This window comes from Burkholderia sp. MS389 (assembly GCF_016899425.1).
Taxonomy (GTDB): Bacteria; Pseudomonadota; Gammaproteobacteria; order Burkholderiales; family Burkholderiaceae; genus Burkholderia; species Burkholderia sola.
The window spans coordinates 2215664-2239814 of sequence record NZ_CP045995.1 but is presented as its reverse complement, the minus strand read 5'-3'; the positions used below and the strand labels follow the sequence as shown (position 1 = coordinate 2239814).

13 protein-coding genes and 2 pseudogenes are annotated in these 24151 nt (G+C 68.5%); 14 read left to right on the top strand and 1 reads right to left on the bottom strand.

Annotated features, from left to right (window positions below):
- Positions 1-91: 91 nt before the first annotated feature.
- Entirely contained in the window at positions 92-2839 is a 2748-nt protein-coding gene (gene mdeB, locus GJG85_RS26400) for an alpha-ketoglutarate dehydrogenase (RefSeq protein ID WP_089488959.1), read from the top strand.
- Positions 2840-3300: 461 nt separating this feature from the next.
- On the opposite strand, the pseudogene GJG85_RS35070 reads toward mdeB, so the two are convergent.
- Positions 3301-3363: pseudogene (locus GJG85_RS35070) on the bottom strand (Lrp/AsnC family transcriptional regulator); the annotation flags it as partial.
- 1 nt (position 3364) lies between these two features.
- Here GJG85_RS35070 and GJG85_RS26395 point away from each other — a divergent pair.
- The 13 genes and pseudogenes from GJG85_RS26395 to GJG85_RS26335 all read left to right on the top strand — a co-directional run.
- Positions 3365-3472 (top strand): annotated as a pseudogene (locus GJG85_RS26395) (aminocyclopropane-1-carboxylate deaminase/D-cysteine desulfhydrase family protein); the annotation flags it as partial.
- 579 nt (positions 3473-4051) lie between these two features.
- Positions 4052-5464 carry an undecaprenyl-phosphate glucose phosphotransferase gene (locus tag GJG85_RS26390; RefSeq protein WP_089488958.1) on the top strand — a complete coding sequence of 471 codons (1413 nt, stop codon included), beginning with the start codon at positions 4052-4054 and terminating at the stop codon, positions 5462-5464.
- Between the two features lie 52 nt (positions 5465-5516).
- The gene (locus tag GJG85_RS26385) at positions 5517-6683 is read left to right on the top strand and encodes a polysaccharide biosynthesis/export family protein (RefSeq protein WP_050018202.1); all 1167 of its coding nucleotides are present in this window, start codon (positions 5517-5519) and stop codon (positions 6681-6683) included.
- A complete protein-coding gene (locus GJG85_RS26380) occupies positions 6680-7159 on the top strand; it encodes a low molecular weight protein-tyrosine-phosphatase (protein WP_089488957.1) in 480 nt (159 codons plus the stop codon). Before GJG85_RS26385 ends, GJG85_RS26380 begins: the two co-directional genes overlap by 4 nt.
- Complete coding sequence (locus GJG85_RS26375; protein WP_050018200.1) at positions 7156-9450, top strand: polysaccharide biosynthesis tyrosine autokinase; 2295 nt, start codon at positions 7156-7158, stop codon at positions 9448-9450. The genes GJG85_RS26380 and GJG85_RS26375 overlap by 4 nt, the downstream gene beginning before the upstream one ends.
- Complete coding sequence (locus GJG85_RS26370; RefSeq protein WP_080334429.1) at positions 9447-10694, top strand: glycosyltransferase family 4 protein; 1248 nt, start codon at positions 9447-9449, stop codon at positions 10692-10694. The genes GJG85_RS26375 and GJG85_RS26370 overlap by 4 nt, the downstream gene beginning before the upstream one ends.
- Positions 10691-11893, top strand: a complete 1203-nt coding sequence (locus tag GJG85_RS26365; RefSeq protein WP_204383998.1) for a polysaccharide pyruvyl transferase family protein — start codon at positions 10691-10693, stop codon at positions 11891-11893. Before GJG85_RS26370 ends, GJG85_RS26365 begins: the two co-directional genes overlap by 4 nt.
- Positions 11887-13179 carry a polysaccharide biosynthesis protein gene (locus GJG85_RS26360; RefSeq protein WP_089488954.1) on the top strand — a complete coding sequence of 431 codons (1293 nt, stop codon included), beginning with the start codon at positions 11887-11889 and terminating at the stop codon, positions 13177-13179. Before GJG85_RS26365 ends, GJG85_RS26360 begins: the two co-directional genes overlap by 7 nt.
- Positions 13169-14272 carry a hypothetical protein gene (locus tag GJG85_RS26355; protein WP_050018197.1) on the top strand — a complete coding sequence of 368 codons (1104 nt, stop codon included), beginning with the start codon at positions 13169-13171 and terminating at the stop codon, positions 14270-14272. Before GJG85_RS26360 ends, GJG85_RS26355 begins: the two co-directional genes overlap by 11 nt.
- 7 nt (positions 14273-14279) lie before the next feature.
- Positions 14280-15314: an acyltransferase gene (locus tag GJG85_RS26350; protein ID WP_050018196.1), complete on the top strand. Its 1035-nt coding sequence runs from the start codon at positions 14280-14282 to the stop codon at positions 15312-15314.
- Positions 15315-15782: 468 nt separating this feature from the next.
- Entirely contained in the window at positions 15783-17285 is a 1503-nt protein-coding gene (locus GJG85_RS26345) for a ShlB/FhaC/HecB family hemolysin secretion/activation protein (protein WP_239468950.1), read from the top strand.
- 177 nt (positions 17286-17462) lie between these two features.
- Complete coding sequence (locus GJG85_RS26340; RefSeq protein ID WP_204383996.1) at positions 17463-20798, top strand: GLUG motif-containing protein; 3336 nt, start codon at positions 17463-17465, stop codon at positions 20796-20798.
- A gap of 176 nt (positions 20799-20974) precedes the next feature.
- On the top strand, positions 20975-24025 hold the full coding sequence (locus GJG85_RS26335) for a GLUG motif-containing protein (RefSeq protein ID WP_204383994.1): 3051 nt from the start codon (positions 20975-20977) through the stop codon (positions 24023-24025).
- Positions 24026-24151: the final 126 nt, after the last annotated feature.

Below are 24151 nucleotides of genomic sequence, written 5' to 3'. Positions count from 1 at the left end.
AGACGCATATTTTGCAGATCGGCGGGTAGCATGATCCGACCGATTGCCACTGATTGCGCACCGCTTCGAACCGGTGCGCGGGAGACCTGCGATGACGGACCTGTCGAACGGACTCGACGCCACGCGGCGCGCGAACCTCGCGCACGCCGACGCCGACCCGGAAGAAACCGCCGAATGGCTCGAAGCGCTCGACGCGGTTCTCGCGCACGTCGGCAAGGACCGCGCGCAGTTCCTGCTCGACCGGCTCGCCGCCCATGCGCACGCGAGCGGCCTGGCGGCGGCGCGCGGGCCCGTCACGCCGTACCTGAACACGATCGCCGCACACGACCAGCCGCCCTACCCGGGCGATGCCGAGCTCGAAGAGCGGCTGTCCGCCGCGCTGCGCTGGAACGCGCTCGCGATGGTCGTGCGTGCGAACCGCGCGTACGGCGAGCTCGGCGGCCACATCGCGAGCTACGCGTCGGCATCCGACCTGTTCGAAGTCGGCTTCAACCATTTCTTCCGCGCGGCAGCGGCCGACGGCAGCAGCGAACAGGGTGAACACGGTGAACGCGGCACGGGCGGCGACCTCGTCTACTTCCAGCCGCATTCGTCGCCGGGCGTCTATGCGCGCGCGTATCTCGAAGGCTTCCTCGACGACGCGCACCTGAAGCACTACCGCCGCGAGATCGCCGGGCCCGGCCTGTGCTCGTATCCGCACCCGTGGCTGATGCCCGACTTCTGGCAGTTCCCGACCGGCTCGATGGGCATCGGCCCGATCAACGCGATCTACCAGGCGCGCTTCATGCGCTACCTGCAGCATCGCGGCCTCGCGAACACGGCCGCGCGCACGGTGTGGGGCTTCTTCGGCGACGGCGAGATGGACGAGCCCGAATCGCTCGGCGCGCTGTCGCTCGCCGCGCGCGAGGGGCTCGACAACCTCGTGTTCGTGATCAACTGCAACCTGCAGCGGCTCGACGGCCCGGTGCGTGGCAACGGCCGCGTGATCGACGAGCTCGAGGCGCTGTTCGCCGGTGCCGGCTGGAACGTGATCAAGGTGTTGTGGGGATCCGACTGGGATCCGCTGTTCGCGCGCGACCATGCGGGCGCGCTCGCCCGCGCGTTCGCCGACACCGTCGACGGCCAGTTCCAGACCTTCTCCGCGAACGACGGCGCGTACAACCGCGCGCGCTTCTTCAGCCGCGACCCGGCGCTCGACGCCCTCGCCGCGCAGCTCACCGACGCGGAAATCGATCGCCTGCGCCGCGGCGGCCACGATGCACGCAAGCTGCACGCCGCGTATGCGCGCGCACTCGCGCATCGCGGCCAGCCGACCGTGATCCTCGCGAAAACGATGAAGGGCTACGGAATGGGCACGGCCGGCCAGGGCCGGATGACGACCCACCAGCAGAAGAAGCTCGACGTCGACGACCTGAAGGCGTTCCGCGACCGCTTCCGGCTGCCGCTGTCGGATCTCGACGTCGAGCAGCTCACGTTCTACAAACCCGCCGAAGACAGCCCCGAGATGCGCTACCTGCACGCTCGCCGGGCTGCCCTGGGCGGCTATCTGCCCAGAAGGCGGATGGTGGCGTCGGAGGGGCTCACCGTCCCGCCGACACCGGCCTGGGGTGCGTTCGCGCTGGATGCGGCGGGCCGCGAGATGTCGACGACGATGGCGCTCGTGCGCATGCTGGCCGCGCTGCTGAAGGATCCGGCGCTTGGCCCGCGCGTCGTGCCGATCGTCGCGGACGAAGCGCGCACGTTCGGCATGGCGAACCTGTTCCGGCAGGTCGGCATCTACTCGCCGCTCGGGCAGCGCTACGAACCGGAGGATCTCGGCTCGATGCTCTACTACCGCGAGGACACGCGCGGGCAGATCCTCGAGGAAGGCATCTCGGAGGCCGGCGCGGTGTCGTCGTGGATCGCCGCGGCGACCGCGTACAGCGTGCACGACCTGCCGATGCTGCCGTTCTACATCTACTACTCGATGTTCGGGTTCCAGCGCATCGGCGACCTGATCTGGGCCGCCGCCGACCAGCGCTCGCGCGGCTTCCTCGTCGGCGCGACATCGGGCCGCACGACGCTCGGCGGCGAGGGGCTGCAGCACCAGGACGGCAGCAGCCATCTTGCGGCGTCCACGATCCCGAACTGCCGCGCGTACGATCCGGCGTTCGCGTACGAAGTCGCGACGATCGTCGATGCCGGCATGCGCGAGATGGTCGAGCAACAGCGCGACGTGTTCTATTACGTGACGGTGATGAACGAGAACTACGCGCAGCCGTCGATGCCCGACGACGATCCGGCCACGCGACGCGCAGGCATCCTGAAGGGCATGCACCGGCTGCCGTCCGGTTCGAACGCAACGGCGCACGTGCAGTTGCTCGGCGCGGGCGCGATCCTCGGCGAAGTGCTCGCCGCGCAGCGGATGCTGAAGGACGACTGGGGTATCGATGCCGCCGTGTGGAGCGTCACGAGTTTCAGCGAACTGCAACGCGACGGAATGGAAGCCGAACGGCTGTCGCGACTCGGCGACACGGCGGCCGAGCCTTATGTCACGCAGCAGCTTGCCGCGACGCAAGGCCCCGTGATCGCGGCGACCGACTACGTGCGCGCGGTGCCCGAGCTGATCCGTGCATACGTGCCGCGCCGCTACGTGACGCTCGGCACCGACGGGTTCGGCCGCAGCGATACGCGCGAGGCGCTGCGCGCGTTCTTCGAAGTCGATCGAGCGAGCATCGTGCTCGCCGCGTTGAAGGCGCTGGCGGATGACGGTGAACTCGATGAGGCAATGCTGCACACGGCGCGCGAACGGCTCGGAAAAACGGTGCGGCAGCCCGGCGGAGCGCCGTGGCAACGCTGAGCGCACACGCAATGTTGTCGAGCGCTTTTTCAACCGTCTCAAGAATTTTCGTCGAGTCTCCACTCGACACATTTCCCGCAAGATAGTCGCGGAACACGAGCACACAATTTGAGATGATGGGCGCGCTAAAGACGCTAGGTCCGGATGCGACGGTCTCGGAATTGCTTGGTGCGACCACAAAACTCGTGATGTTGATAGCCTTCGCTACGCTGTGGGGCAATAACACAAGACTGCGAAAGCTACTCGAACAAAACGGCATCGACCCGACACGGCGCAAGCGGTAGCGCGTCGACTTGTCACGGCGACGAGCGAGGCTATGCCTTTACCGCCGTGTTCGAACGCGTGGAGGTTGGCCGTGGTCGTGCGGCGCAACAGGTGTGACTCCGTGTGCCGATCGCGCTCACTTCGTTTTGCCCGCACGCCGCCAACACAGCATGCGCGGTCAGCCGCATCACGATGCGCTACACCGGCAGCGCATGCGTCGAAAGAATCTCCTTGAGTACCATGAACGAGCGCACCTGTCGCGACAAGGTCCGGCTCGGCGAATTCGAGCCGGGGTCGAAGGTGCTGTATGCGCATCTCGGCGGCGTGCCGGCGTTGAGCGCGTATAGCGAGATTTTCCGGAACGGGTGACCGGATTGACATGAAACGCCGGCGTGCCACGAGTCGCGCGCCGGCGCGTTGATCACGGCAATCGCCCCGCTCACCGTTGCTGCGGCTCCCTCTACGCGCCCGCCGTCCCGCACGCCATTTCTTCGGCTGCCACAATCCCGCCCTTCTTCGCCCGCCGCGCTCCGCTTGTTGCGATCCGTCCACCTCGACGACCCGGCATCGCACGTCTTTCTAAAGTCAAGTCCGACTCCGTCATTCGTTCATTCGGACAGAAATTCCACTGATTCGTACTCGTACTAATCCATTCCCCTGGAATTTAGTAGGCGTTCTATATAAATCAGGCCCCTGCTTCCTGAAAATTGACCCCATCGAGTCGGCCGCAACGTTTCGCAAGCATTCGCCCTTCATGGCGCCAAGCTCGAAAAGATCCGTCGCAACTCATCAGGCCGACCGGCACCACCGCAGCAGCGCCTCCTTCCCCGATGCATTTCCCATGCAGTGGAAACAGCGGTCACGCTCCGCTCCGGCCGAGCGTGCGATATCGCGTCGCAATCGGGACAACGGGCGTCCATCTCAATCAGAACGGCAGCAGGAGGGTATATGGATACTTCATTCGAACCACGGCACGCACATGCAGCGCGTGCCGCAGGCGGCCTGATCGCGCGCATTGCCGACGTCGCACTGATTTCGTTCGGCGCGCTGGCCGCCGCGCTCGTGTTGCCTGGCACGAACGTCGACCGTTCGTCCGAACTGGCCGCCGTCGCCTGCGCGGCGACCTTCGCGCTGATGCTGTTTCCCGCACTCCGGCTCTACCACGCACCGGCCCGCCCCGCCAGGCACCGCACCGCACTGCTCATCGCGTTCGCGTGGCTGATCGCGCAGGCCGGCGCGGCGCTCGTGATGCGGGCGCTCGCGCCGACCCTCGCCATTCCGCTGCCCTGGTACCTGCTCTGGACCGCAACGAGCGGCATCGCGCTCGTCGCGTCGCGCGTCGTCGCCGGCACGACGCTCGAACGGATCGGCAGCCCGCAGGAAAGCGATCGCCTCGTCGCGATCGTCGGCTCCGGCGCCCATCGCGACGCCGTGCTCGACCGCATCGCCAGTGTGCCGTCGGCCGGATTCCGCGCGGCGGCGATGTTCGATATCGCCCGCGCCGATACGACGAGCCCGGGCGGCATGCCGCGCTTCCGTGATCTCGATACGTTCGCACAGCATGTCCGCACGCACGCGATTCCCGAAGTCTGGCTCGCGCTGCCGATCGGCGAGGCGCGCATCGTGATGGCCGTGCTCGATGCATTCCGCGACGATCTCGTCAACATCCGCTTCATGCCGGACGTCAGCAAGCTCGCGATGTTCGACGGCGAAATGATCGACCTCGTCGGTGCACCAGCGATCAACCTGGTCGCGTCGCCGCTGTCGTCGCGCGCGCTGCTGCACAAGGCGATCTTCGATCGCGTGTTCGCGGCCACCGTCCTCGTCGGCATGGCGCCGCTGCTGCTCGCGATCGCGGCAGCAGTCCGGCTGTCGTCGCACGGCCCCGTCCTGTTCCGCCAGCAACGCAAGGGCGCGGACGGCCAGGCGTTCACGATCTTCAAGTTCCGCACGATGCGGCTGCACGACACGGGCAGTGAAGTGCACCAGGCGACGCGCGACGATCCGCGCATCACACGGGTCGGCGCGTTCCTGCGCCGCACGAGCCTCGACGAGCTGCCGCAGTTCCTCAACGTGCTGCGCGGCGAGATGTCGGTCGTCGGCCCGCGCCCGCACGCGCTCGAGCACGACGACCTCTACCGGAAGATCGTCGACGGCTATATCCACCGCTACCGCGTCAAGCCGGGCATCACCGGGTGGGCGCAGATCAACGGCCTGCGCGGCGAGACCGATCGCGTGGAAAAGATGCAGCGCCGCGTCGAAGCCGATCTCCACTACCTGCGCAACTGGTCGTTCGCCCTCGACATGCGCATCGTCCTGGCCACCGCCCTGCGCGGCTGGTCCCACCGCAACGCGTACTGATACGCACGCGGCACCGCCACCGCGCGTCGCCGCATCACGATAAGGATGACTGATGACTTCCGCCACGATCGAGCGGGCCGGATCCGCACGTCCCTACCGCATGCGCACGCTGCTGGCCGCAGCGGTCAGCGTCGCGCTCTCGGCCTGTGCATTCTCACCCGGCATGCAGATGAGCGCACCGCCCCCCGCCGCCGACGGCCAGCCTGCCGGACACGCGAACACCGGCGGGAGCGTTCCGTTCCGGATCACGACGATCGACGCCAGCCTGATTCGCCAACTCGACGCACAGGCCGCGCAGCAACAGCACCTGCCATCCGACCGGCTGGCGGCCGCGCCCGGCGCTTATCGCCTCGGCCCCGGCGACGTGCTGCAGATCACCGTCTGGGATCACCCCGAACTCGCCGCCGCGCAAGGCGCCGCGCAGCAGAACGCGCCGCGCGCGGCCGACCCGGTCGCGGGCTTCGTCGTCGATTCGCACGGCAACCTGGCGTTCCCGTTCGCCGGCAGCGTGCCGGTCGCGGGTCTCACGGCCGACGCCGCGCAGGCACGCATCGCCGCCGCGCTGTCGCGCGTCTATCGCAATCCGCAAGTCACGCTGCGCGTTGCGTCGTTCCGCTCGCAGCAGGTCTATATCGACGGCGAAGTCCGCACGCCGGGTGCGCAGCCCGTCAACGACGTGCCGATGACGCTCTACGAAGCGCTCGGCCGCGCGGGCGGGCTCGGCACGGCCGCCGACCAGAGCCGCATGACGCTCGTGCGCGACGGCGTGTCCTATCCGCTCGACCTGACGCGCATGCTGCGCGACGGCCGCAATCCCGCCGACGTCGTGCTGGCCGCCGGCGACCTGCTGCACGTGCCGGCACGCAGCGACTACGGCGTGTACGTGATGGGCGAAGTGAACAAGCCGTCGCTCGCGGTACCGCTGCGCGACGGCCGGCTGACGCTGTCCGACGCGCTGTCGCAGGCCGGCAGCGTGAACGCCAATACCGCCGACGCCGCGCAGATGTTCGTGATCCGCGGCTCGCAGACGAGCGATCCGCAGGTGTTCCACCTCGACGCGCGCTCCCCCGTGTCGATGGTGCTCGCCAACGAGTTCGCGCTGCAGCCGAAGGACATCGTCTACGTCGACGGCAACGGCCTGGTGCGCTTCAGCCGCGTGCTGAGCCTGCTGCTGCCCGGCGTCAGCACCAGCGCCGCCGCGGCGCTCGCCGTCAAATGAGCGCCATCGCCACGCTGCTCGTCGTGTGCGTCGGCAACGTCTGCCGCAGCCCGATGGCGCAGGCGCTGCTCGGCGCGCGCCTGCCCGGCGTCGACGTGCAGTCGGCCGGGATCGGCGCGCTCGACGGCCAGCCGGCCGACCCGCACGCCATCGACCTGATGCGCGCGCGCGGCCTCGACCTCGCCACGCACCGCGCGCGCCAGGTGTCGTCACGGCACGCCGCACGCGCCGACCTGATCCTGACGATGGACCTGGAGCAGAAGCGCTGGCTCGAGCGCCGCCACCCGTTCCTGTGCGGCCGCGTGTTCCGCCTCGGCGGCACCGGTCAGGGCTTCGACGTGCCCGACCCGTATCTCGGCCCGCGCGCGTCGTTCGAACACAGCCTGCGGCTCATCGAGCGCGGTGTCGACGCGTGGTGCGCGCGCATCGCGCCGGCCGCCTCCCCCTCCACCCCGCTTTCCGGACCGAATCGATGACCTCTCCTGTTTCCCGCGAGCGATCGCACGATCGCGGCGCCGAGCTCGACCTCGCCGGCGTCGTCGACGTGCTCGTGTCCCAACGCTGGCTGATCGCGCTGGCAACCGCCGCCTGCGTCGGCGCCGGCACGCTGTACGCATTTCTCGCCCCGCCGCAATACCAGGCCGACATCCTGCTCCAGGTCGAGGACAGCGGCGACCCAGCCGCCGCGAACAGCATGCTCGGCGACGTGTCGTCGCTGTTCGACATCAAGTCGAGCGCCGCGGCCGAAGCGCAGATTCTCGCGTCGCGGCTCGTCGTCACGCGTGCCGTCGACGAGCTGCGCAGCTACATCGTCGTGCAGCCGAAGCGCTTTCCGCTGGTCGGCGATTTCGTGTCGCGTTTCAACACCGGCCTCGCGCACCCCGGCCTCCTCGGGTTCGGCGGTTATGCGTGGGGCGAGGAAGCGATCGCGGTCGCGCGCTTCGACGTGCCCCGGCCGCTCGAAGGCGAGCGCTTCGAGCTGACGCTGCTCGACGGCCAGCGCTACCGGCTGACCGGGCCCGCGCTGCCGTCGGCCGTCACCGGCCGCATCGGGCACGTGGAAACCTTCCCGACCGCGAGCGGCCCGATCGCGATCGACGTCGCGCGCGTCGATGCGAACCCGGCCACCCGCTTCACGCTCGTGCGCGAATCGCGCGCCGAGACGATCGACACGCTGCGGCGCGGCCTCGACGTCCAGGAAAAGATCAAGCAGTCGGGCGTGATCGTCGCGACGCTGCGCGGCCCCGATCCGCAACGGATCCAGGCGCAGCTTCAGGCAGTCGCGAACCACTACGTGCGCCAGCACATCGAGCGCAAGTCCGCCGACGCGGCGCAATCGCTCGCGTTCCTCAACGCGCAGCTGCCGGTGCTCAAGCGCCAGTTGCAGGACGCCGAGCAGCGCTACACCGACATGCGCAACGCGAACGGCACGATCGACCTGACCGAGGAAGCGAAGCTGATCCTGCAGCAGACGGCCGACGCGACCACGCGCCGCCTCGAGCTGCAGCAAAAGCGCGACGAGATGGCCGCACGCTTCGCGCCGGGCCACCCCGACATGGTCGCGCTCGACGCGCAGATCGCCACGCTCGGCCGCGAGCAGCGCGGCTTCGAGCATCAGGTGCGACGGCTGCCCGACCTGCAGCAGAACGCCGTGCGGCTGATGCTCGACGTGAAGGTCGACACCGATCTCTATACGGCGCTGCTCGCGAACACGCAGCAGCTCGAGCTGGTCAAGGCCGGCAAGACCGGCAGCGTGCGGCTCGTCGATACGGCGATCGTGCCCGAGGATCCCGTACGCCCGAAGCGGCCCGTCGTGATCGCGGCGGCCGCGCTGATCGGGCTCGCACTCGGCATCGCGCTCGCCTTTGCGCGCGACTTCCTGTTCGGCGGCGTCCGTCACGCGGACGAGATCGAGCGTCATCTCGACATCGACGTCTACGCGACGATTCCCGATTCGGCGGCCCAGCGGCAGATGGCGCGGCGCATCGCGCAGCACGCACCGGGGCCGAACCTGCTGAGCGCGCGGCACCCGCACGATCCGGCCGTGGAAAGCCTGCGGAGCCTGCGCACCGCGCTGCGCTTCGCGATGCAGGGCGCACGCAACAATGTACTGCTGCTGACCGGCCCGGCGCCGGGTGCGGGCAAGTCGTTCGTCGCGGCGAATTTCGCGGCGCTGCTCGCGGCCAACGGCGAGCGCGTGCTGCTCGTCGACGGCGACCTGCGCAAGGGTCATCTGCATGAATCGCTCGGTGTCCCGCGCGAGCGCGGCTTCGCCGAGCTGCTGTCGGGCACGGCCGCGCCGGCCGACGTGACCTGCCGCGACGTGGTGCCGCGCCTCGATTTCATCCCGACCGGCGCGGTGCCCGAGTATCCGTCCGAGCTGCTTGCCGACGAACGCGTCGCCGCGCTGCTCGACGTGCTGTCGGCCTGCTACGACGTCGTCGTGATCGATGCGGCGCCGATTCTCGCGGTGACCGACGCGGTCACGCTCGGCCGCCACGCCGGCACCGTGCTGCTCACGGCACGTGCCGCCACGACACGCGTCGCCGAACTGGACGAAGCCATGCGGCGCCTCGCGCACAACGGTATCGCCGCGAGCGGCGTGCTGCTCAACGGCGTCGATCCGCACATCGGCCGGTACAGCTCGCGCTACGGCGCCTATCGCTATACGCAGTACCGTTACGCACCGCCGCGTTGCGGCCTGGCATCGTCGATCGGCCGCACGCTGCGCGCGCTCGTGTCCCGCCGCCGGGGAGAGCCGCGATGAGCGATGCCCGTCACCTCGAACGCGTCGCGATACGCGATGCCGCGCCGGCGGACGTTTCCGCCACGACCGAATTGGGCTCCCGGCAAGCCCCGGCCCGCGCGGCGCGCCTGCGGATCGCGCTCGTCGTCGAAGCCGCGGGCGGCGGCGTGGCCGTCCATCTCGCCGACCTGATCGACGGACTCGCCGCAATCGACGGCATCGAACTGCACCTGATCGTGCCGCACGGCCCGCGTTTCGACACAACGATCCTCGATGCGCGCGTGCTGTCACGCTGTGCAAGCGTGCATGCGGTGCCGATGCAGCGCGCGGTCGGCTGGCGCGACGCGCTCGCGGTCGCCCACGTCTATCGCCACCTGCTGCGCATCCGTCCCGACATCGTGCACAGCCACAGCTCGAAAGCCGGCGCGATCGCACGCCTGTGCCCGGGGCCGTGGCGGCAGGTGTACACGCCGCACGCGGTCTATACGCTGAACCCGACGCTGGGTACCCGCCAGCGCCGGTTCTACGGCACCATCGAGCGGCTGCTCGGCCGCCTGTGCACGCACCGGATCGTCGCCGTCTCGCGCGACGAGGCGCAACACCTGAACGAAGCGCTCGGCATTCCGGCCGCGCGCGTCGACACGATCGTCAACGGCGTCCGACCGCCCGCCCTGATGCCGCGCGAGGCGGCACGACACGCACTCGGCGTCGCGCGCGACGCCCTCGTCGTTGGTTTCGTCGGGCGCTTCGATCATCAGAAAGGCATCGACCGTCTCGTGCGGATTGCGCGCGGCGTGTATCGCCAATGCGGCCGTACCGTGCAGATCGTCGCGATCGGGTCCGGCGACTTCGTCACGGCGGCCGGCAACGAGGCCGACGATCTTCCGCCGAATCTTCACGTCGTCGGCCGCGTGAACCACGCGAGCCGCTATTTCTCCGCGTTCGACCTGTTCGCGTTGCCGAGCCGCTACGAAGGCTTTCCCTACGTGTGTCTCGAAGCGATGGCCGCGCATGTGCCGATCGTCGCCACGCGGGTATCCGGCGCGACCGAGCTGATCGACACGCACGGCATCGGCGTCGTGGTGCCGAACGAAGACGACACGACGCGCTTCGCCCGCGCGATCGTCGCGCTTGCCAACGATCCGGCCGCACGCGACGCGATGCGAGCGAACTGCGCGGCGGCCCTCGGTCAATTCTCGGCCGAGACGATGGTCGCGCACACGCTCGACCTCTATCACACCCTTTCCAGACGAGGCCCGGCATGACGCCCCCCATTCACGTCGCGCTGCTGCACGCGTACAGCGCCCGCAATTCCGGTGACGGCCTGCTGGTCGACCTGTCCGTCGGCCTGCTCAGGGAGGCCTTCGGCGATGCCGTCCGCGTGTCGATCGTCGCGGCCGATCCGGCTTCGTTTCCGGCGTACGACGACGTATGCGCGGCGCCCGTGCTCGCGGAGCGCGGCACGAACCGGCTGATCGGCGCCGCCACTGCCGCGCTGCCCGTTCGAATCAACGGCAGGTTGAAAGCACTGCGCCGCCTGCTCGACGAAGTCGACCTGATCGTCGGCGTCGGTGGCGGCTATCTGCGCGCGCGCACGGCCATCGAAGCGCTCAAGCTCGAAGCCGGCCACCTGCTGCAAATGCGGGTTGCGCTTGCCTCCGGCAAGCCCGCCGTCTATCTGCCGCAGAGCATCGGCCCGGTGCTGTCCTCACGCGCCGTCGGCATGCATCTGCAGTCGCTGCTCGGCGCGTTCGATTCGGTGTTCGTGCGCGACGACCGCTCCGCCGCCTTCCTCGCCGCGAATCCGAATACGCGGCGCGTGCCGGATCTCGCGGTGCTCGACTTCGGGTATCGCAGCGAGACCATCCTTCGGCAAACCCCGCCGAACAGCGACACCGCGCGCCATGTTGCATTCGTGCTGCGCCGCGCACCCGCGTGGAGCGCGAAACGACGCGCGCGCTACGACGCATCGATCGCGCGGCTGATCGAGCAGGTGCGCGCAACGTGCCGGGTCAGCTTTGCCGTGCAAAGCACGGGGCGCGGCAACGACGATCCCGCGTACTACCGCAGCCTCGGCATCCGGGAACCGCTGACGCCGCTCAAGACGCTTCTCGAAACCGACCGGCCGGACGTCACGGTATCGGTTCGCCTGCACGGCGCGCTGGAATCGATCCTGCACGGCGTACCCGCCTTCCACGTCAGCTACGAGCGCAAGGGCTTCGGTGCGTATGCGGACATGAAGCTCGACGACTGGGTCGTCAACGGCGCGGATTTCGATCCGGCACGCGTCTGCCGGACGATCCTCGCACCTGGCGCAGCTGCGGCGTTCCGGAACGCCGCGCAGGGCGGCTTTGCGAGCATCCGTGCCGCACGCGCACGCGTGATCGACGCACTGCGTGCGGCCCGTCGTGCGGATTCCGACATCGAAACAAAAGTCGAAGCCGACGAGGCCATGCCATGCTGACGCGCCTGCTCCTGCGCAGCCTGGCGCTCGGCCTGAAATTCACGCTCGCGATCATCGTCGCGCGTACGCTCGGCTTCGACGCGGTCGCCGCGTACGGGCTCGCGGTCGCCGCCGCCGTGATCGCATCGAAACTGCTCGGCCTCGGCTTCAGTCCCGAACTCAACCGGCGGCTCAGCGAACCCGATCCGCTGCCCGCGTTCGGCGCGATGCGCACCCTCTGCGTCGCGTACGGCGGCCTCTACTTGACGCTCGTCGCGACGCTCGCCGTGGCGACCGCCAACGGTGACGCGGCCCTGCTCGCCCGCGTCGGCCTGTCGACGCGGCTCGCGTGGTGCGTGCTGCTCGTCGCGCTCTCCGAGCATGCGGCATTCGAGGCGAACGGCTGGCTGTTCTCGCTGCATCGACCTCGCGCCGGCTCGCTGCTGCTGTTCGTCCGCACCGGCGCATGGGCCGGCGTCGCGGGAGCGGGGTTGCTCGTCGGCGCCCTGCATTCGATCGAATCGGTTTTCGCGCTGTGGTTCGCGGCCAATACGTGCGTCGTCGTGCTTTCGTGGCGGCGTATCGGCGCGGCTGCACGCCAGGCGCACGACCGCCCGCAGGCGGCGCGCGCACCGGCCGTGCGCGAGCGCGGTGTCCTGTCGATCTGGCGGCACGGGTTGCCGTTCTACGTGGCCGGCATCGTCCTCGCGTCATTGCAATACGCGGAGCGGTTCATCGGCGGCGGCCACCTGAGCGCCGATGCGCTCGGCCGGTACGTATTCGCGTGGTCGATCGCCAACGCGATCCAGGCGCTCGCCTTCTCGACCGTCGTCGTGACGGCCGGCCCGCGCTTCGTGCGCGTGCTGTCCGACGCACCGGGCACGTTCCCCCGGCTCGCCGTGCGCGCGACGGTGGCCAGCGTGGCCGTCACCTCGATCGCGGGGGCCGCGGTCCTTGCGCTGCATCGCGACCTGTTCGCGTTTGCGCACGAGCCCGCGGGCACCGGGCAGGTCGCATTGCTCGCCACACTGCTCGTGTCGTTCGTGCTGCGCGGCGCGGCGGACGTGCTGTGGACGGCCGCGATCGCGCTGCGTGCCGGCTGCGCCGCGATGTTGTCGATGATCGCGCTCGCGCTGACGTACCTGCCGCTCGCATGGAGCCTGATCGTTCACGCTGGTGCGATGGGGGTGGCCATCGCACATCTGGCGGCAAGCGCCGGCATCGTCGCCACGCTGGCGCTGATCGTCGCGCGCACCGGCCGGTCCCGTGCGGCCGCACGCACGGAGGCCGCCCCGCATGCTGCGTAACCTGATTGCCGGTGGCCCGGCACTGAGCCGCGGCGTGACGCGCGCCGTCGGCGCGATGATCGTATTCGTCTACTGGATCGTCTACGCAAAGGCCGGCACGTTCCTGCCCGAGTTCGTGTTCCGCGACGCGGAGAAGATCCAGAGCCAGATCGGCGGCGGCAGCACCTACGAGGGCACGTCGTTCGATGCGGTCGCGAAGTTCTATGCGCTGCTCGGCCCGGCCGGCACGTCGCTGTTCGTTGCCGCGATCGGCACGGCGTTCATCTGGCGGATCGTCGGCGAAGGCCGCCGCGTCGGGTCGCTGGCCGCGACCGTCGTGCTGCTGGCGCCGTGTGTGTTCTTCAACCTGTTCGTCGCAAGCAAGGACACGCTCGTCGTGCTGATCGCGCTCGTGCTGGCCAGCATCGCGCGGCGTCGCCCGGCCGCCTGGACCTTCGTGGCCGTCGTTGCACTCTACGCCGGCTACGCGGCCGTCGTGCGCAGCTACTTCGCGCTGATTCTCGCGGTCGCGCTGGCCGCGCTCCTGTTCCGGCACCTGTCATGGCGCGGCAAGACCTTGCTGCTCGGCACTGCCGCGATCGCGCTGTTCCTGCTGCCGCCGGACGTGTACTACCTGCTCCAGCATCCCCGCGACATGGCAGCCGACTATCTCGCCTACGGTTCGCCGTTCGGCGCGCGCACGAGTTTCTACAACCCGGTCGCGCCCGATTCGTTCGTCGCCTTTTGCGCGAACTATGCGTACGCGGTGCTGCGGTTGAATCTGCCGCTGCTGTTCGACGTGGGCCCCAAGGAAGTCGCGATGCAGCTGTTCGTGTGGATCGCGCTGGCCGCCGTGTGGCGTCGTGCACGGCATCGCACACATCCGGCCCGCGACCTGCTCGCCTGCGTCGTCATCGGTCACGTCGCCGTATCGATGCTGTTCGAACCCGATCTCGGCAGCTATACACGCCACCTGTCCAGCGTCGCCTTGCTGTGCGCGCTTCAGTTCGCGGGATTCGAACCGCGTGCCGGTCGACGCCGGCCAAAGCGCGATGCCGCGACGAACGGCACGCCGACTCCCGCCCGCCTGCCGCACAAGGACATCACCCGCTAAACCCGACATGCAAACCTTCCCCGTCCAGACCGGCATCTTCCGGAACCTCCAGTGTGCACGCGCCTTCGCGGCGCTCGCCGTCGTCGGCTATCACATGGGCACGCTTCCGTTCGGGCAGGCCGGCGTCGATATCTTCTTCGTCATCAGCGGGTTCATCATGTCCGTCGTCGCGCCGCGCGAGGGGCACGCCTTCCTGCGCAGGCGCCTGATCCGGATCGTGCCGCTCTACTGGCTGACCACGCTGGGCGTGTTCGCGATCGCGGTCGTGAAGCCCCAATGGCTGAATTCGACGACGGCCGGCCTCGACTATCTCGTCAAGTCGCTGCTTTTCGTGCCATACGTGAAGGAGAACGGCCATTGGGGGCCGCTGAACCTCAACGGCTGGACGCTCGAATACGAGATGCTGTTCTATCTCGTCATCGCCGGATCGATGTGGTTCGTCCGCGCCCGCCATGCAACGACGTTCGCGGCGCTCGCGCTTGCGCTGTTCTGCGCGTACGTGGCCGCCGGCGGCCCGGCAGGCGAAGTCGCCGCCCATCTCGGCCAGCCGTTCGTGCTCGAATTCGGGCTTGGGGTACTCGCCTGCCGCCTGCTGGAAACCGGCATCGCCGGGCGTGTTCCGCGCTTCGCGTGGCTCGCGGCGGCCACAGCGGCGCTCGCGGCGATACCGCTCTCTGCCGCCCTGTTCGGCACGCCGGCCGGCTTTGAACGTGTCGTCTGGTGGGGCGTGCCGGCCTGCATGCTGATCGTCGCCGCGGTCGCGCTCGACCTGCGGGGCTGGACGATCGGGAACGCGATGCTCGCCCGCCTCGGCGATGCGAGCTATTCGATCTATTTGCTGCATCCGTACGTGATCGGTGCAGCGAACAAGATCGTCGGGGTGCGCCTCGACGCCGGCACGTGGTCGGGCACAGCGGCTGCGCTCGCGACGCTGGCCGCTGTCTGCGCATGCGGCTGTGCCTGTCATGCGTGGATCGAGCGGCCGATACTTGCTGTCTTGAAGCACCGGTTGTCGCGGAAGCGCCGTGCAGCGGCGTCTTGAGCACGGACGCGATTGAATCGAAGAATCTGACAAGAATGAATGATGGAAACAAGTCGCTCGTACTTGTTCCATATTCATTGAGGGAACCATTTCGTAACATCGTCGGCAATCCAAACGGCCGGAGCGGAAGACCACGCTTCGGCCCAAAGGCGCAACCGTTCGAGGTCGAAAATCCATTTCATCCGTTCTCTCGACGCCGTGCCCGGGACGCCCCCGATGCCGGCGCAAGTACCCGCTCTTCCTCCCGCCACGCCAGCGGCCATGCCCGGTGCCTGGCCGTCCTGCCGCCCCGATCCTACCGTCCGAAAGCGCTCCCGCCCGTTCCGCATCGCGTGCCTGACCGGTCTCGCGCTGTCGTTTCACGGTCTCGCGCATGCACAAGTCCAAGTCCCCAATGCGGGACAGTCGCTACGCGACGTCGAGACGCTCCGCCCGGCGCTGCCCGCTCCGGCCGCGCCCGATCTCGCGATGCCTGCGCCAAGCGAAGCGCCCTCGCCTGCTGCGGCTGGCGGCCCACGCATTCCGGTCAGCGCATTCGCCGTTGAAGGCAATGCGGCCATTCCCGCCGCACAGCTCGACCCGCTGCTCGCCGATTTCGTCGGCCGCGACCTGAGCTTCGGCGATCTGCAGCAGGCCGCCAACCGGATCACGACGTACTACCGCGAACACGGCTACGTCCTCGCCCGCGCGTATCTTCCCCGCCAGGACATCGAACACGGTGTCGTGCGCATCGCTGTCGTCGAAGGCCGCTACGGACAGATCGAATTGCACAACCGCACACGCGTGCTCGACCGCGCGCTGCGGCAGCCGCTTGCGTCGCTTCAGCCCGGTGAGATTGCGCACGGCAACCGCCTCGAGCGCAGCCTCATGCTGCTGAACGAGATGCCCGGCGTCGATGCGAAGGGCACGCTGCGGCCCGGCGCCGAACCCGGCACGACCGATCTCGTGATCGATGCCGAACCCGGCCGCTTCGCCACCGGCTCGATCGAACTCGACAACTTCGGCGATCCGCTGACCGGCCGCTACCGCGCGACCGGCAGCGTCGACGTCAATGCGCCGCTGCGCGTCGGCGATCGCTTCTCGCTGCGTGGACTGACGAGCAATACGAATCAGCGCTATTACCGCACGTCGTATCAACTGCCCGTCGGCCCCGCATCGACGCGCGTCGGCGTCGCGTATTCCGACATGAACTACCGGATCGGCGGCAGCCTCAAGGACCTCCGCTACCACGGCGGCGCCGACGTTCGCTCCGCGTTCGTCACGCAGCCGCTGCTGCGCAGCAGGCGCACGAGCCTCGACGCGCAGGTCATCTACGAAAACAAGCATTTGCGCGACGTGTACGGCGCGTTCGACGTGGTCAACGACAAGACCGTCGACCTGTGGTCGTTCGGCGTAAGCGGCAACCATCAGGACACCCTCGGCGGCGGCGGCCGGACCGGCTTCTCCGCCACGCTCGGCATCGGCCACCTGAGCGGCAACGATCCGCTCGACATGGACTACTACGTCCATACCCAAGGCCAGTTCGCGAAGCTGAATGTCAGCGCGCTGCGGCTGCAGGCGCTCGGCGCGCGATTCCAGCTCTACACCCAATTCAGCGCGCAGCTGTCGTCGCGCAATCTCGACGCATCGGAAAAATTCAGCCTCGGCGGCCCGTACGGCGTGCGTGCATTCGCACTCGGCGCCGGCAGCGGCGATCAGGGCTGGCAGGCCACGGCCGAACTGCGCTATCTCGTCGCGCCCGGCTGGCAACTGAGCGCGTTCGCCGACACGGGCCGCATCCAGCTCAGCAAGCAGCGATGGTCCCGCGAGCGCAACACCGTGCCGCTGTCGTCGCTCGGCATCGGCGCGAGCTGGTTCGGCGCGCGCCATCAAATCAATCTCACCGCCGCGCTGCCGGTCGGTTACGCCGATCCGGTCGCGTCGGCCACGCGGTCGCCGAGCGTCTGGTTGCAAGCCGCCCAGTATTTCTGAGCGGTACACGACAAGCGGCCCGCCAGGCAGGAGCGAGCCGCAAGTAGCACGGGCGGCCCCGTCGCCCGCATCGTCGAAAGCGTGCGTCCTGCATGCCTTCGGCCTTTCCCGTTTCGTTAGGTATACGTATCGATACGAAGCGAACACCCTGTACCTTTCCATAGGAACAACAATCTCATGAACAAGACCTACGCATTGGTCTGGAACCAGACCCAGGGATGCTGGAGCGCAGTCGGGGAAACCGCGCGCCGCCGCGCCAAGCCCGGCAGCGCCAAGCGCGCCGCCGCCGTCCTCTCCCTGCTTGGCTTCACCGCGATGCCCGCCTTCGCACTGCCCACCGGCGAGAACATCACCGCCGGCAAGGCCGACATCATTCGCGAAAACGACGGCAAGTCGATGTCCATCAACCAGCACACCGACAAGCTCATCACCAACTGGAACGACTTCAGCATCGCCGGCAACGAGCGCGTCGCGTTCCGTCAACCCGGCAAGCAGTCGATCGCGCTGAACCGCGTGGTCGGCAACAACGGCAGCCAGATTCAGGGCCAGCTCGACGCCAACGGCAAGGTCTTCCTCGTCAACCCCAACGGCGTGCTGTTCGGCTCCGGCGCGCAGATCAACGTCGGCGGCCTCGTCGCGTCCACCCAGAACATCGCCGACGCCGACTTCCTCGCCGGCAACTATCGCTTCTCCGGTCACTCCACCGCGTCGATCGTCAACGATGGCCACATCACTGCCGCCGACGGCGGCAGCGTCGCGCTGCTCGGCGCGCGCGTGTCCAACAACGGCGTGATCCAGGCGAAGATGGGCCGCGTCGCGCTCGGCGCCGGCAACGCGTTCAAGGTCAACTTCGACGGCAACGACCTGCTCAGCCTGCAGGTCGAGGGCGGTGCGGTCGACGCGCAGGCCACCAACGGCGGTTTGCTGAAAGCCGACGGCGGCGAAGTGCTGATGACCGCGCACGCGGCCGGCAACCTGCTGAACGCCGTGGTCAACAACACCGGCACGATCGAAGCGAAGGGCCTCGCCAACCGCGCCGGCAAGATCACGCTCGACGGCGGCACCGTCAAGGTCGCTGGCAAGCTCGACGCGAGCGCGGCCGAAGCCGGCGCACCGGTGGGCTCCGTCATCACGCGCGGCGAGCGCGTCGACGTCGCCGCCGATACCCGCATCGACACGCGCGCGGGCAACGCCGCCGGCACCTGGACCATCGAGGCCGCCAACGCGGGCGTAAACGGCGATCGTTCGATCGGCGCCGACACCCTCTCGCGCAATCTCGACACCACCAACGTCGCGCTGACCAACACGCAAGGCGACCTGACGGTCGGCGGCCCGGTCGCGTGGAACAGCGACCGCTCGCTCACGCTGACCTCGCAGAAGGGCAACGTCGATCTGCAGCAGGCGCTGTCCGCCACTGGCGCCAACGCCAGCCTGAACGTCAATGCCGCCGACAAGATCCGTATCAACGAAGCAGTCAAGCTCACCGGCCGCAATGCGCATCTCGAACTCAACGCGAAGAACGGCCATACGCTGAACAACAAGGCGGCCGTGACGCTGTCCGGCGACAATGCGTCGTTCCGCTCGAACGGCGAGGACTATAAGGTGCTGCATACGGTCGCCGACCTGCGCAGCATCGATGCGAACCTGGGCGGCCGCTACGTGATCGGCAACACGATCGACGGCGCGAACGCGAGCTTCCGCAGCATCGCGGCCGACAGCGCGTTCTACGGCGTGTTCGACGGCCTCGGCAATACGGTCAGTCGCCTGAACATTTCCAACCCCGGCAAAATGACCGTCGGCCTGTTCTCGCACAACGCCGGCCGCATCGCCAACCTCAGCCTGCGCGACATCGTGACGGTCGCATCGGGTCTGCCGTATGGCTCGCCGATTTCGGTCGGCACGCTCGCCGGCAGCAACTCGGGCACGATCTCGAACGTGACGGCCGAAAACGTCACGGTCTCGACGACCGGGCCCGCATTCGTCGGCGGTCTCGTCGGCTCGAACTATGGCGGCACGATCGAGCGCGCCAGCGTGTCCGGCCGCATCGACACCGATCGCTACGCGAATACGGTTGGCGGCCTCGTGGGCGAGAACCTGACGCTGCTGAACAAGCCGCCGGTCTCGGCGCTGATTCGCGACAGCCAGGCCGACGTGCGCATCAACGCCGCGCACGACGGCGCCACGGGCGGCCTGGTCGGGTACAACACCGGCATGATCGAGCGCTCGTCGAGTGCCGGCACCATCAACGCGACAGGCGCCAACGCGCAGGTCGGCGGGCTCGTCGGCATCAACGACGGCAACGGCATCGTCAAGCAGTCCTCGTCGTCTGCCAGCGTGACCGCACGCAACAATGCCGTGGCGGGCGGGCTCGTCGGCATCAACATGGCCACCATCACGGCATCGCGCGCCAGCGGCAAGGTCAGCGTCGGCGAACGCAGCGTCGCGGGCGGTCTCGCAGGGGTGAACCTGGGCGACATCGATTCCTCCACGGCCGACGGCGACGTGTTCGCGGCGGCGTCCAGCACGGTCGGCGGCCTCGTCGGCTCGAACAGCGGCCGAATCCGGACGTCACAAGCCAACGGCAACGTGACGGCGGGCAACAAGGCCGTGGCCGCGGGCGGCTTCGCCGGCTACAACGACGGCGACATCGACGCGTCGACCGCGACGGGCAACGTCGTCGCCGGTGCCGACAGCCTCGCCGGCGGCTTCGTCGGGCGCAACGGCAAGGCGGGCCGTATCCATGCATCCGTCGCGCAAGGTCACCTCCGCGCCGCGGGCCAATCGACGCTCGGCGGCTTCGTCGGCGAAAACCTCGGCTTCATCGAGACCTCGCAGGCGACCGGCAACGTGGACGGCGACCACAACAGCACGGTCGGCGGCTTCGTCGGCACGAACGGCGGCCGCATCGAGGCATCCGACGCATCCGGCGAAGTGGTCGCGGGCTACAACAGCACGGCGGGCGGCTTTGCCGGGATCAACGCCGGCACGCTCGATTCCTCCAACGCGTCGGGCAACGTCACCGTGCTGAACAACAGCTCGGCAGGCGGCCTCGTGGGGGTCAACACCGGCATCATCCGCACGTCGAGCGCCAACGGCAAGGTAGTGGCCGGGCAATCGAGCAAGGCGGGCGGCCTCGCAGGCCGTAACCTCGGGACGATCGCCGATTCCCGTGCCACCGGCGCGGTGAAGGCCGGCGACTTCTCGTCGGCCGGCGGCCTCGTCGGCGCCAACGAAAGCGGCGACATCGCACGATCGACCGCATCGGGCGACGTCGAAGCCGGCCGGCAGAGCCAGGTCGGCGGCCTCGTCGGCAGCAATGCTGGTGTCATCACCGCCTCGTCGTCGAGCGGCACGGTTTCCGGCGGCCGGTACGCGCGGTTGGGCGGGCTCGTCGGCGGTAACTTCGGCTTCGTCTACGGCTCGTCGAGCACCAGCCGCGTCGACGTGAAGGCTGGCTACGACCAGTCCTACGGCGCGCTGGTCGGCGTGAACTATGGCCAGGTGAAGCCCTGAGCCTGAACCCGGACGGTTCCGGCTCCGCCGCCTGAACGGCATGCCGGACGCCGTCGCCTGTTGCGAGCGGCCTGTCCGCTCGTAGCCGGCGGCCGCGAGGCCGCCGGTTGTCACCCTCGGTCGACCGGCCTTCACGGTCGGCCGGGTTCATGAAACTCAATCTGGATAACGAAACGATGAACAAGACCTACGCATTGGTCTGGAACCAGACCCAGGGATGCTGGAGCGCAGTCGGGGAAACCGCGCGCCGCCGCGCCAAGCCCGGCAGCGCCAAGCGCGCCGCCGCCGTCCTCTCCCTGCTTGGCTTCACCGCGATGCCCGCCTTCGCACTGCCCACCGGCGAGAACATCACCGCCGGCAAGGCCGACATCATTCGCGAAAACGACGGCAAGTCGATGTCCATCAACCAGCACACCGACAAGCTCATCACCAACTGGAACGACTTCAGCATCGCCGGCAACGAGCGCGTCGCGTTCCATCAACCCGGCAAGCAGTCGATCGCGCTGAACCGCGTGGTCGGCAACAACGGCAGCCAGATTCAGGGCCAGCTCGACGCCAACGGCAAGGTCTTCCTCGTCAACCCCAACGGCGTGCTGTTCGGCTCCGGCGCGCAGATCAACGTCGGCGGCCTCGTCGCGTCCACCCAGAACATCGCCGACGCCGACTTCCTCGCCGGCAACTATCGCTTCTCCGGTCACTCCACCGCGTCGATCGTCAACGACGGCCACATCACCGCCGCCGACGGCGGCAGCGTCGCGCTGCTCGGCGCGCGCGTGTCCAACAACGGCGTGATCCAGGCGAAGATGGGCCGCGTCGCGCTCGGCGCCGGCAACGCGTTCAAGGTCAACTTCGACGGCAACGACCTGCTCAGCCTGCAGGTCGAGGGCGGTGCGGTCGACGCGCAGGCCACCAACGGCGGTTTGCTGAAAGCCGACGGCGGCGAAGTGCTGATGACCGCGCACGCGGCCGGCAACCTGCTGAACGCCGTGGTCAACAACACCGGCACGATCGAAGCGAAGGGCCTCGCCAACCGCGCCGGCAAGATCACGCTCGACGGCGGCACCGTCAAGGTCGCTGGCAAGCTCGATACGAGCGCGGCCGAAGCCGGCGCACCGGCCGGCTCCGTCATCACGCGCGGCGAACAGGTTCGCGTCGCACGCGACACCACAGTCGACACGCGCGCCGGCGACACCGCCGGCACCTGGACCGTCGAAGCCGCCAACGCGGGCGTCGCACGCAACCAGGCCGACAGCCTCTATCCGGACGGCGCGTCGATCGACGCCGACACGCTGTCGCTCAACCTCGGCACCACCAACGTCGCACTGACCAACACGCAAGGCGACCTGACGGTTAGCGGCCCGGTCGCCTGGAACAGCGACCGCTCGCTCACGCTGACCTCGCAGAAGGGCAACGTCGATCTGCAGGAGGCGCTGTCCGCCACTGGCGCCAACGCCAGCCTGAACGTCAATGCCGCCGACAAGATCCGTATCAACGAAGCAGTCAAGCTCACCGGCCGCAACGCGCACCTCGAGCTCAACGCGAAGAACGGTCATACGCTGAACGACAAAGCCGTCGTGACGCTGTCCGGCGACAACGCGTCGTTCCGCGCGAACGGCGAGGACTACAAGGTATTGCATACCGTTGCCGACCTGCGCAGCATCGATGCGAACCTGGGCGGCCGCTACGTGATCGGCAACACGATCGACGGCGCGAACGCGAGCTTCCGCAGCATCGGCGGCGACCGCGCGTTCCACGGCGTGTTCGACGGCCTCGGCAACACGATCAGCCGGCTGTCGATCACCAACACCGGCCCGAACATCGGCCTGTTCGGGCAAAGCAGCGGCACGCTCGCGAACCTGACGCTCGATTCGCTCGTCGTCGACGGCACCTCGGCCGCCCGCGCTGCGTTCGTCGGCGGCCTCGTCGGCGACAATCTGGGCGGACGCATCACCAACGTCACCGCGAAAAACATGAGCGTGTCGTACAACGGCAGCGACACGGTCCAGATGGGCGGCCTCGTCGGCCGGAACGTCGGGACCATCGATCGCGCGCGCTTCGCCGGGCGCGTATCCGGCAGCAACAACGCGTTCATCGTGGGTGGGCTGGTCGGCTCCAACGTCGGCACGATCGCCGACAGCGAAGCCTTCGCCGACGTCACGCTCGCCGGCCGCCCCGGCATCCCGCTCGACCAGCAGTTCAACCCTGACGTGCAGAGTGCCGGCGGGCTCGTCGGGATGAACGGCGGCCGCATCGTTCGCTCGTCGAGCGGCGGGCGCGTGTCCGGTCGCGACAACACGAGCACCGGCGGCTTCGTCGGCGTCAACTACGGCACGATTCGCGACGCGTCGACCTCCGCCACGGTCACGGCAGGCAAAGGCGGGTATGTCGGCGGCTTCGTCGGCAAGAACCGCGACGGCGGCACGATCGCGAACGCGTCCGCCTCCGGCTCGGTCACGGCCGCCGGTGCGAAGGCGATCGGCGGCTTCATCGGCGAAAACGCGCGCGGCACGCTGGACGACGTGCGCTCGACCGGTGACGTGACCGACCTCGCGAGCGGCCATGTCGGCGGCCTGGCCGGCGCGAACCGCGGCACGATCCGCAACGCGCACGCCACGGCCACGGTGAAGGCCGGCCGCAACAGCCACGTGGGCGGGCTCGTCGGTACCAACGACGGCACCGTGTCGAACGCGCGCGCCAAAGGCAAGGCAAGCGCAGGAGATGGGAGCGACGTTGGCGGGCTCGTGGGCCTGAACACGGGGCTGCTGGACACCGTGCAGGCCGCCGTCGACGTGACGGCCGGCAACGGTAGCCGTGCCGGCGGACTGGTGGGCGCGAACCGCGGCAACAAGGCGATCGTGCGTCATGCGTCGGCGTCGGGCAATGCTGCGGCGGACGACTCGAACGTCGGCGGCCTGGCGGGCCTGAACGACAAGGACGCCCTCATCGAGGATGCATCGTCCACCGGCACGATTGCGGGCACCCGTTCGAACCTGGGCGGCCTGGTCGGTGAAAACGCCGGCACGATCCGGGCCTCGACGTCGAGCAGCCGTCTGAACCTGGTGTCGCCGGTCTACGGTCCGTTTTACTGGGGCCGACTGGTGGGGTTCAATACGGAGAGCGGCCACATCGAAACCAGCTCGGCCAGCGGCCCGGGCCAGCCCTATTCGACGGTCGGCATGAGTTTCGGCAAGATCGACGGGCGGTGGCAGTACGGTCCCGTCGACTGATAATGGTGCGTTGAAACCGTAGGGTTTGGCGTGACGGCCCCCGCTCGTTTCAAAAGTGGGGGGCGGAAAAATCAATGGCCGGCGGCTTCGACGAAACTGCCGGCCATCTCGTTTCCGGTCCGGGCC

What these genes read in the sequence shown, in the direction of transcription:
- mdeB (WP_089488959.1), top strand. Translation starts at nt 92, where the DNA reads ATGACGGACCTGTCGAACGGACTCGACGCCACGCGGCGCGCGAACCTC.
- GJG85_RS26390 (WP_089488958.1), top strand. Translation starts at nt 4,052, where the DNA reads ATGGATACTTCATTCGAACCACGGCACGCACATGCAGCGCGTGCCGCA.
- GJG85_RS26385 (WP_050018202.1), top strand. Translation starts at nt 5,517, where the DNA reads ATGACTTCCGCCACGATCGAGCGGGCCGGATCCGCACGTCCCTACCGC.
- GJG85_RS26380 (WP_089488957.1), top strand. Translation starts at nt 6,680, where the DNA reads ATGAGCGCCATCGCCACGCTGCTCGTCGTGTGCGTCGGCAACGTCTGC.
- GJG85_RS26375 (WP_050018200.1), top strand. Translation starts at nt 7,156, where the DNA reads ATGACCTCTCCTGTTTCCCGCGAGCGATCGCACGATCGCGGCGCCGAG.
- GJG85_RS26370 (WP_080334429.1), top strand. Translation starts at nt 9,447, where the DNA reads ATGAGCGATGCCCGTCACCTCGAACGCGTCGCGATACGCGATGCCGCG.
- GJG85_RS26365 (WP_204383998.1), top strand. Translation starts at nt 10,691, where the DNA reads ATGACGCCCCCCATTCACGTCGCGCTGCTGCACGCGTACAGCGCCCGC.
- GJG85_RS26360 (WP_089488954.1), top strand. Translation starts at nt 11,887, where the DNA reads ATGCTGACGCGCCTGCTCCTGCGCAGCCTGGCGCTCGGCCTGAAATTC.
- GJG85_RS26355 (WP_050018197.1), top strand. Translation starts at nt 13,169, where the DNA reads ATGCTGCGTAACCTGATTGCCGGTGGCCCGGCACTGAGCCGCGGCGTG.
- GJG85_RS26350 (WP_050018196.1), top strand. Translation starts at nt 14,280, where the DNA reads ATGCAAACCTTCCCCGTCCAGACCGGCATCTTCCGGAACCTCCAGTGT.
- GJG85_RS26345 (WP_239468950.1), top strand. Translation starts at nt 15,783, where the DNA reads ATGCCTGCGCCAAGCGAAGCGCCCTCGCCTGCTGCGGCTGGCGGCCCA.
- GJG85_RS26340 (WP_204383996.1), top strand. Translation starts at nt 17,463, where the DNA reads ATGAACAAGACCTACGCATTGGTCTGGAACCAGACCCAGGGATGCTGG.
- GJG85_RS26335 (WP_204383994.1), top strand. Translation starts at nt 20,975, where the DNA reads ATGAACAAGACCTACGCATTGGTCTGGAACCAGACCCAGGGATGCTGG.